Annotated in this window: 8 protein-coding genes and 1 pseudogene; 6 read left to right on the forward strand and 3 right to left on the reverse strand. The window is 71.6% G+C overall.

Features of this window, described 5'->3' with window-relative positions; translation table 11 throughout:
- The first annotated feature begins 122 nt into the window (after positions 1-122).
- The 3 genes and pseudogenes from QR77_RS03910 to QR77_RS43135 all read left to right on the forward strand — a co-directional run.
- Complete coding sequence (locus QR77_RS03910) at positions 123-1,808, forward strand: DUF885 domain-containing protein (protein WP_040027261.1); 1,686 nt, start codon at positions 123-125, stop codon at positions 1,806-1,808.
- A gap of 86 nt (positions 1,809-1,894) precedes the next feature.
- The gene (locus tag QR77_RS03915) at positions 1,895-2,758 is read left to right on the forward strand and encodes an ATP-grasp domain-containing protein (protein ID WP_040019691.1); all 864 of its coding nucleotides are present in this window, start codon (positions 1,895-1,897) and stop codon (positions 2,756-2,758) included.
- Positions 2,759-2,762: 4 nt separating this feature from the next.
- Positions 2,763-2,903 (forward strand): annotated as a pseudogene (locus QR77_RS43135) (SDR family oxidoreductase); the annotation flags it as partial.
- A 161-nt stretch (positions 2,904-3,064) separates the two neighbouring features.
- Here QR77_RS43135 and QR77_RS03920 read toward each other — a convergent pair.
- Positions 3,065-3,916 carry a LysR family transcriptional regulator gene (locus QR77_RS03920; protein WP_040019692.1) on the reverse strand — a complete coding sequence of 284 codons (852 nt, stop codon included), beginning with the start codon at positions 3,914-3,916 and terminating at the stop codon, positions 3,065-3,067.
- A 134-nt stretch (positions 3,917-4,050) separates the two neighbouring features.
- Here QR77_RS03920 and QR77_RS03925 point away from each other — a divergent pair, with 134 nt between their 5' ends.
- On the forward strand, positions 4,051-4,878 hold the full coding sequence (locus QR77_RS03925; RefSeq protein WP_236711051.1) for an EamA family transporter: 828 nt from the start codon (positions 4,051-4,053) through the stop codon (positions 4,876-4,878).
- Between the two features lie 75 nt (positions 4,879-4,953).
- Positions 4,954-6,222: an alpha/beta fold hydrolase gene (locus QR77_RS03930; protein WP_040019693.1), complete on the forward strand. Its 1,269-nt coding sequence runs from the start codon at positions 4,954-4,956 to the stop codon at positions 6,220-6,222.
- Between the two features lie 244 nt (positions 6,223-6,466).
- Here the strand turns inward: QR77_RS03930 and QR77_RS03935 are convergent, their stop codons facing one another.
- Positions 6,467-7,348, reverse strand: coding sequence for an SDR family oxidoreductase (locus QR77_RS03935; RefSeq protein WP_040019694.1), 882 nt, complete (start codon positions 7,346-7,348; stop codon positions 6,467-6,469).
- 85 nt (positions 7,349-7,433) lie between these two features.
- Here QR77_RS03935 and QR77_RS03940 point away from each other — a divergent pair, with 85 nt between their 5' ends.
- Positions 7,434-8,012, forward strand: a complete 579-nt coding sequence (locus QR77_RS03940; RefSeq protein ID WP_040019695.1) for a TetR/AcrR family transcriptional regulator — start codon at positions 7,434-7,436, stop codon at positions 8,010-8,012.
- 36 nt (positions 8,013-8,048) lie between these two features.
- Here the strand turns inward: QR77_RS03940 and QR77_RS03945 are convergent.
- A partial coding sequence (locus QR77_RS03945) for an SbcC/MukB-like Walker B domain-containing protein (protein ID WP_269084307.1) occupies positions 8,049-9,398 on the reverse strand: 1,350 nt, incomplete at its 5' end.

Consider the following 9,398-nt stretch of genomic DNA (forward strand, 5'->3'; position numbering starts at 1 on the left):
CCTGATCGGGGGCCCGTCACGGCGCCGGTCCCGCCGCCCGCCGGACCGGCGTCAGCCACGGCGGCCCCCGCCCGTTCCCGTACGAGGGTGACGACGGGAGCCTCCTCATGCAGGATGTCCGCATGTCAGACACAGCCGGCAGCGCGCTGCCCCGCCAGGTCGCCGACGCGTACGTCGACGCACTCATCCGACTCGACCCGATCACCGGCACGTATCTGGGCGTCGCCGAGAGCTCCCGCGCCCTTCCCGACTTCTCCCCGGCGGGGCAGCAGGCTCTCGCCGATCTCGCCCGTGAGACGCTCGGCCGGCTCGATCAGGCGCAGACGCTCCCCGGAGCCGACAGTGACGCCGAGCGGCGCTGCGGGCGGCTGCTGCGTGAGCGGCTGACCGCCGAGCTGGCCGTGCACGAGGCCGAGGAAGGGCTGCGCTCCGTCAGCAACATCCACTCCCCGGCGCACGGCATCCGCGACGTCTTCAGTGTGATGCCGACCGCGACCGACGAGGACTGGGCGGCGATCGCCGAGCGGCTGCGGGCCGTACCGGCCGCTTTCGGGGGCTTCCAGGAGTCGCTGGCGCTCGGTCTGAGCCGCAAACTCGCGTCAGGACCGCGCGCCACGGAGACCTTCATCGGACAGCTCGACGAGTGGGCGGGCCAGGACGGTCCTGGCTGGTTCGAGGAGTTCGCCGCCGAAGGCCCGGAATCGCTGCGCGCCGAACTGGACGAGGCGAGCCGGGGCGCCACCGAGGCGGTCGCCGCGCTGCGCGACTGGCTGCGGGACGTGTACGCGCCGGGCATCGAGGGCGCGCCCGACATCGTCGGCCGTGAGCGCTACGCCCTCTGGTCGCGCTACTACAACGGCGCCGACCTGGACCTGGGCGAGGCGTACGCGTACGGCTGGGCCGAGTACCACCGGCTCCGCGAGGAGATGGGTACGGAGGCCGCGAAGATCCTGCCGGGCGCGACCCCCTGGGAGGCGCTGGCCCATCTCGATGTGCACGGCAAGCACATCGAAGGGGTCGACGAGGTCCAGAAGTGGCTCCAGAACCTGATGGACGAGGCGATCGAGGCGCTGGACGGCACACACTTCGAACTCGCCGAGCGGGTACGGAAGGTGGAGGCCCGGATCGCCCCGTCTGGCGGCGCCGCGGCGCCCTACTACACCGCGCCGTCGGAGGACTTCTCGCGGCCGGGCAGCACCTGGCTGCCGACCATGGGCGAGACCCGCTTCCCCGTCTACGACCTGGTCTCGACCTGGTACCACGAGGGCGTGCCGGGGCACCACCTGCAGATCGCGCAGTGGACGCACGTCGCCGACCAGCTCTCCCGCTACCAGGCCTCGATCGGCATGGTCAGCGCCAACGCGGAGGGCTGGGCGCTGTACGCGGAGCGGCTGATGGACGAGCTGGGCTTCCTGCCGGACGCCGAGCGCAGGCTCGGCTACCTGGACGCGCAGATGATGCGCGCGTGCCGGGTGATCGTGGACATCGGTATGCACCTGGAGCTGGAGATCCCGGCCGAGTCGCCCTTCCACCCGGGCGAGCACTGGACACCGGACCTGGCGCAGGAGTTCTTCGGTCAGCACAGCGGCCGTCCCGCCGACTTCGTGGAAAGCGAGCTGACGCGCTATCTGTCGATGCCGGGCCAGGCGATCGGCTACAAGCTGGGCGAGCGCGCGTGGCTGATCGGGCGGGAGAACGCGAAAGAGCGTCACGGCGCCGCGTTCGACGCGAAGGCCTGGCACATGGCGGCGCTGTCGCAGGGCTCGCTGGGGCTCGACGATCTGGTGGACGAGCTGTCGAAGCTCTGACGCGTGGACGCGCCGGCCGGGCTCATGTGCGCGCACATGAGCCCGGCCGAGGACGGTCAACGGCGCTGGTTCTACAGGGGGGTTCGATGACGGCCGGTTTTCTTTTCTGCTCCGACCCCCTGCGGGCGAGCAGGACCGACCCGGTGTTCGCAGGCGAGGCCGCACAGGCCCGGGCGTGCGGCGCCCCGGTCGCCCTCCTCGACCACGACGCGCTGCTGGCCGGCGACACGGAGGCCGCGCTCTCCCGCGTCGTACGGGGGTCGGGACCGTACAGGTACCGGGGCTGGATGATGCCCTCCGCCGAGTACGAAACGCTGGAGCGGGCGCTGCGCGAACGGGGCTGCGCGCTGCTCACCACGGCCGGCGCCTATCGCCGCGCCCATGAACTCCCCGGCTGGTACGAGGAGTTCGCAGCGCTGACGCCCGCGAGCGTCTGGGCCTCCTGCGCGCCGGGCACTCCCCCCGACGCGGCGGCGCTGGCGCTCCTCGCGGCCCCGCTCGGAGCCGGTCCCGGCATCGTCAAGGACTTTGTGAAGTCCCGTAAACACGAGTGGGACGAGGCGTGCTTCGTACCCGAACTCACCGACCACGCGAGGCTGTCGGCGATCGTGAGCCGGTTCTTCGCGCTCCAGGACGACTCACTCGCCGGCGGCCTTGTGCTGCGCGCGTACGAGCCGTTCGTCGCCGGGGGCGAGGCGCGGGTGTGGTGGGTGGACGGTACGCCGGTGCTGACCACCGCCCACCCCGACTCCCCCGAGCACCTGCCGGAGCCTGAACTCGGCGCGGTGCGGCCCGCGGTGGAGGCGTTGGCCTGTCCGTTCGTCACCACCGACCTCGCGCTGCGGGAGGACGGCCGCTGGCGGGTGGTGGAGGTGGGCGACGGCCAGGTGAGCGGGCTGCCCGCCGGCGCGGACGCCACCGAACTGTTCGCGGCACTGGCCGACGCCTGAGCCGGGCGCCGCCTACGACCGGGTCGCGGCGATGTTCCCGGCCGGCCGCTGGGGCGTGCCGGACGACCCGGCGCGGCTGATCGCGTGGCTCGCGACGGACGAGGCCGAGTGGATCACGGGCCAAGTCATCAGCTCGGAGGGCGGGTCGGTGCCACCAGGGGCAAAGTGGCTCTGGGTGAGGGTTCGTCCACGTACGGAAAAAGAACGGCACTGCTCGTGCGTGCCGTCGCCGTGGTGAGCCAGGATGCTTCTATCCCTGGTTGACCTGCGGACGGATTCTGCGTCTTCCGAAGCACACTCGATCGGTCATGTGAGGTAAAGCTCGGTAAGAAGCTCAAGCACGGTGCGGGTGGCCGGGTGGGGGTCGTCGCGCCACCAGACCAGTCGTACAGCTATCGGTTCGGCATCGCGTACCGGCAGGTAGACGATGCCGGGCCTTGGATATTGGTCAACGACGGACTGCGCGGTAACCCCCACGCAGCGGCCGGTGGCGATGACCGTGAGCCAGTCGTCGATGTCGCGGCTCTCCTGTGTCGCGGGGCGCGCGTTCGCGGACCACAATTCCGCGTTGGTCGACCCGGTGCGCTGGTCAACGAGCAGGACACGGCTGCTGAGATCGGCCAGACGCACCGAGCGGCGCCGCGCCAGGGGGTCGGAGGCGGCCAGCGCGCACCAGCGTGTTTCCAGACCCACGATGGCGCCCTCGAAGCGGCGGTCCTCCAGCGGCCTACGCATGACCGCGAGGTCCGCGGTGCCCTCGGCCAGGCCGGCGCTCGGGGAGTTGATGCGAAGCAGGTGCAGTTGCGTTTCCGGGTGCGATTCCCGCCACCGGTGTTGAAAGGCGGGTGTGAGTCGGCCGAGTGCCGACCAGGGGTGGCCGATACGCAGTTCGACGTGGCCCGATGTCGCTTCCTGTATCAGGTTGTCGACCTCGGTCAGCACGCGCCGGGCGTGCGCCACGACGCGTAGTCCGATCGCAGTCGGCGAGGTTTGGCGGGACGTACGTCGCAGTAGCCGTACGCCGAGGCGCTTCTCGAGCGCCGCAAGTGTGCGGGAGACCGCAGCCTGCGAGACACCCAGAGCGATCCCGGCGTCGGTGAACGTGCCCTCGTCCACGATCGCGATGAGGCAGCGCAACTGACGCAGCTCGACATCCATAACCAAATCGTATAGTCGGCGGCCTCCATGCATTTTGCGCACGGTCCGGCGCGGCAAAGGATCGATGCATGCAAGCAGCCCCCACTCGCCCACAAGACCGCGCCGTCCTGCCCACGAAGCGCGGCTCCGTGCCCATGGCCGGGGTCTGCACGATGCTCGCCAGCGGCCTTTCGACCCAGCTCGGCGCCGCGATCGGGTCGCTGGCCTTCCCGGCGTTCGGCCCTGTCGGCGTCGTCGCGGTCCGCCAGTACGTCGCGGCGGCGGTGCTGCTCATCCTCGGTCGGCCCCGCCTTCGGTCCTTCACACGACGCCAGTGGGGGCTGGTGCTGCTGCTCGCGGCCGACTTCGGTGTGACGAACCTGTCGCTCTACACCGCGATCGACCGGATCGGTCTCGGCCTGGCGGTGACCCTGGAGTTCCTCGGCCCCCTCACGATCGCGCTGGCCGGCTCGCGCAGACGTGTGGACCTGGGCTGCGCCGTACTCGCCGTGGCGGGAGTCGTCGCACTGATACGCCCGCGCCCTACCGCCGATTACCTCGGCATGGGGCTCGGTCTGCTCGCCGCCGCCGGTTGGGCCGCTTACATCCTTCTCAACCGTTCCATCGGGCAGCGCATCCCCGGGACACAGGGCACGGCCGCCGCAGCGGTGCTGTCCGCCTTGGTGTTCCTGCCCATCGGAGCCGGGGTCGCGGTACACCACACGCCTTCCGCCGGGGCGCTCGGTGCGGCTGTCGCGGCCGGAATCCTTTCCTCCGCCCTGCCGTTCCTCGCGGACCTGTTCACGCTGCGCCGCGTTCCCGCAGGGGCGTTCGGATTGTTCATGAGCGTCAACCCGGCGCTCGCCGCGGCCGTCGGTGCGCTCGCTCTGGGACAGAAGCTCGACGTGGCCGCCTGGTTGAGCATCGCGGCGATCATCGCGGCCAACGGCATCAGCATCCTCACACAGCCGAGGCACGCTTGACGCCGCGACGGTGCTCAACGTGCGCCGAGGCAGCGCCCATATCAAGATCATTCCATTGCCGCAAAGGAGCCTTCCATGCCCGGTGTCACGCTGACCGATCATCTCTTCTCCGTCCCCCTCGACCATGATCGGCCGGATGGCGAGCACATCGAGATCTACGCTCGCGAGGTCGTGGCCACCGGACGCGAGCGCGAGCGGCTTCCCTGGCTGCTGTTTTTGCAAGGCGGCCCCGGCATGCGGCCGCCGCGGCCGGTCGGCCGGGACTCCTGGCTGGACCGCGCACTCGACGACTACCGCGTCCTACTGCTCGACCAGCGCGGCACGGGCCGCTCCAGTCCGATCACCCGTCAAACGCTCCCGGCCCGTGGCGAGCCCGCCGCGCAGGCCGACTACCTCACCCATTTCCGGGCCGACGCCATTGTCCGCGACGCCGAACTGATCAGGCGCGAACTGACCGACGAACCGTGGACGGTGCTCGGCCAGAGCTTCGGCGGCATGTGCACCGTCACGTACCTCTCGTTGGCCCCCGAGGGCCTGCGCGAGGCAATCATCACCGGCGGTCTTCCCGGTTTGCGCGTCACCGCCGACGAGGTCTACCGCGCCGCCTATCCACGCGTGCACCGCAAGAACACCGCGTACTATCGCCGGTACCCGCAGGACGCCGCCTCGGTCCGCCGCATCGCCGCGCACCTGATCGAGCGCCCGGCACCCATGCCGGACGGATCCTTGCTCACCATCGAGGCCTTCCAGTCGCTCGGGCTGATGCTCGGCATGAGCGACGGCGCGGACGCGCTGCACTACCTTCTCGAAGACACCTGGGCCGGAGCCGAGCTGTCCGACAGCTTCCTCGCCCGCGCCGCGGCTTTCCTCAGCTACGCCCAACTGCCGCTGAACCCGCTCATGCATGAACTCACCTACGCCCAGCGCGGCACCGGCGCGACGAACTGGGCGGCTCAGCGGGTGCGCGGCGAGTTCCCCCAGTTCGACGCGCGCATGGCGCTGGCCGGGGACGACCCGATGTTGTTCACCGGCGAGATGACCTACCGGTGCCACTTCGACCAACCCTGTCTCGCGCCCCTGCGTGAGCCGGCCGAGGTGTTGTTCGCCCGCGGGGACTGGCCCGACCTCTACGATCCTCAGCGCTTGGCCGCGAACGACGTCCCCGTGGCCGCCGCCGTCTACCTCGACGACATGTACGTCGATGCCACTCACTCGCTGGAGACCGCTGAGACCATCAGGGGCCTACGACTGTGGGCGACCAACGAGTACGAGCACGACGGGCTTCGCGCCAGTAGCGGACGCGTCCTCGACCACCTGCTGCGAATGCTGCACGGCCAGATCTGAAGCGGAACGCCAACCGGCTGAGAGCCGCCACGTACTTACCCGAATCTGAGTACACGTCTGTGACTGTTGTCCACGGCGACGGCGGAGTCTGGCGCGGGATCGCGTCGAGGTGGCGGTAGGCCTCCGCCGCCGGATCCGGCCCCCCGGGACCGTACGCGCGGAGCCTCCCGCTGCCGGCGTGCGCGCCGCGGTGTGCGCGCCGGCGGCGGGTCTGCCCGATCCGCCCGATCTGCCCGGTCGCCTGTCAGGGCTGGATGTTCTCCAGGTCCTCCAGAAGGCGCGGGTGCTTCGGCTCCCAGCCGAGCGCCTGCCGGGTGTGGGTGCTGGACGCGGGCTGGTCGTTGGCGAAGATCGGGCCGAGCGGGCCGTAGGTCTCCGCCGGCACCGACTCGACCGGCAGGCCCAGCCGTCGGCCGATGACCGCGGCGATGTCCCGCACCTTGTCCCCTTCGTCGTTCACGGCGTGCCAGGCGGTACCGGCCGGCGCCTGCTCCAGGGCGAGCCGGAGGAGGACCGCCGCGTCGAGCGCGTGCACGGCCGGCCAGCGCTGTGCGCCGTCGCCCGGGTAGCCGGAGACTCCGGTCTGGCGCGCGATGCCGGTCAGCACTCCGGCGAATCCGCCCGTGCCCTGGTTGTGAACGGTGCGCGGCAGGCGTACGGCCGTGCTCCGGACTCCGCGCGAGGCCAGGTCCAGGACCGCGGCGACCGCGCGACCACGACCACCGACCGGCCCGTCGGTCATCGCCGGGTCGGCCTCGGTGGAGGGGCGGCCCGGCACGTGGGGCGTACCCGAGACGGTGACGAACGGGCGGTCGCTGCCGACGAGTTCCTCGCCGAGGGCCGCGAGGGCGGCACTCTCCTCGGCGACCGCCTTGGCGACGGCTTCGGGGCTGCTGAAGTCGTTGGCGAACGCCACGTGGATCACCCCGTCGGCCTGGGCGGCCCCGGCGCGAAGGATGTCCAGGTCGGCGAGGGCTCCTCGGAGCGGCTCGGCGCCGGCCGCCTCGGCGGCCCGTGCGGACGCGTCGGAGCGGACGAGGGCGAGGACGGTGTGGCCGTTGCCGAGCAGTTCGGCTACGGCGGCGGAACCGATCAGACCGGTACCACCAGTGACGAAAACACGCATGGAACTCTCCCGCAAGTGATGGGACTCTTGTCCCATCACTCTACCAAAGTGACGGGACAAGAGTCCCATCGCATAGGATGGCGCCATGGCTAGGTGGGAACCAGGGGCGCGCGAACGCCTTGTCGTGGCTGCTGTCGACCTGTTCACGGAGCAGGGGTACGACGCCACGACGGTCGCGCAGATCGCCGAGCGTGCCGGGGTCACCAAAAGCACGTTCTTCCGGCACTTCCCCGACAAGCGCGAGCTGCTGGTGGCCGGGCAGGAGACGCTGAGCCGGCTGCTGGCCGAGGGGATCGCCGAGGCGCCCGGTGACGCGGGCCCGCTTCAGGCGGTCGCCGCCGGTCTTGAGCGCGCTTCGAGCGCGATGGGCCCGATGAACCGGGACCTCGCCCCTCGGCTGAAGGCGGCCGTCGCCGCCAGCGCCGAACTTCAGGAGCGTGACGCCCTCAAGATCGTCAGCCTCGCGGCAGCGATGACAACCGCCCTGGTCGCCCGGGGCGTACCGGATCCGACCGCGGCTCTCGCGGGCGAGCTGGGCGTCCTCGCCTTCAAACGGGGGTACGCCGAGTGGTCCGAGGACGACCGTGGCGCGAAGGACGAGCTCGCCGGGTACGTCCTGGCGGCCCTGGACGAGCTGCGCGCGGCGAGCGCGTCGCTGGGCTGACCCGCGCGAGAGCCCCCAGCGACCGTCGCCGGGGCCTCACTGGGTCCGGTCGTCGGTGCCCAACTGGCGGACCGTCGAGCCGTCGCGCTCCTTGACGATTTCGAGCTGGGCCGGGATGCGACGGCGCAGGTCGGCGACGTGGCTGACGATGCCCACGCTGCGGTCACGTTCGCGCAGCGAGTCGAGTACGTCGATGACCTCGTCCAGCGTCTGGTCGTCCAGGCTGCCGAACCCCTCGTCGATGAAGAGGGTGTCGAGGCGTACGCCGCCCGCCTCGTCGGTGACGACGTCCGCGAGGCCGAGCGCGAGGGCGAGGGAGGCGAAGAAGGTCTCGCCGCCGGAGAGTGTCGCCGTGTCGCGGGCGCTGCCGGTCCATGCGTCGACCACCTGGAGGCCGAGCCCGGAGCGGCGGGCGCCGCCCGCCCTGGCGTCGGTGTGCACGAGGGCGTAGCGGCCCGACGACATGCGCCGGAGGCGTGAAGTGGCGGCCGCGGCGACCTGTTCGAGGCGGGCGGCCAGGACGTACGACTCCAGGCGCATCCGGTGCTCGTTGTCCGTGGAGGTGCCTGCGGTGAGCCCGGCGAGGCGGGCGACCCTGGCGTACTCCTCGCGGACCGGGCCGAGTTGGCGGACCTCGGCCTCGGCCCCTCGGGACAGCCGGTGCAGTTCGGAGGTGCGCTCCCGGGCCGCGGCGAGACGCGACGAGGTCTCGCGTACCGCCCGGGTCGCCGACTCGTGCGCGGTCAGCGCCACTTCGGGAGTGGCCCGGGGCCGGTCGGCCGCTTCCCTGGTCCCCGGTTCGGCGAGCCGGTCGGCGACGGCGGCCGACTCGGCCTCCCACTCGTCGACGCGGCGTTGCAGAATGCGCCGCTCGGCGTCGGCGAGGAGAGCTTCGGCGGCGGCTGCCGGTGTGTCGAAGCCGGCCCGGAACGCGGCGTTCCCGAGCCTGCCGTCGGCCTCCTTGAGGCGCTCCGCCGTGGTCTCGACGGCGCGGACGGCCTCGGCCGCCGCCGCGAGCCACCGGGCGCGGTCCTCCAGTTGGGCCGTGCGGTCGGCGACACTTTCGGCGCCGCCGAGGATACGGGTCAATTCGTCCTGGAGCGCCGACTGTTCGCTGTCGAGCGCCTCGCGCCGTGAGGTACGGGCCGCGACCCTGCGCTCGGCCTCGCGCTGGGCGGTGAGCCGGCCTTCGTGTTCCCGTTCGGCGGCGGCGAGGGCCTCGCGTGCGGTGTGCGTCCCGGCGGCGAGGCCGTGTGCCTCGGTGTGTTCCCGCTCCAACGTGGCGGTGAGCGCGGCGAGTTCGGCCACGGCGGCGTCCCCGGCGTGGGCGCGGACACCGGCGTACTCCTCCCGTACGGCGGCGTGCCGCGCTTCGAGCCCCTCCCG

This window comes from Streptomyces sp. 150FB (genome assembly GCF_000818195.1).
GTDB lineage: Bacteria > Actinomycetota > Actinomycetes > Streptomycetales > Streptomycetaceae > Streptomyces.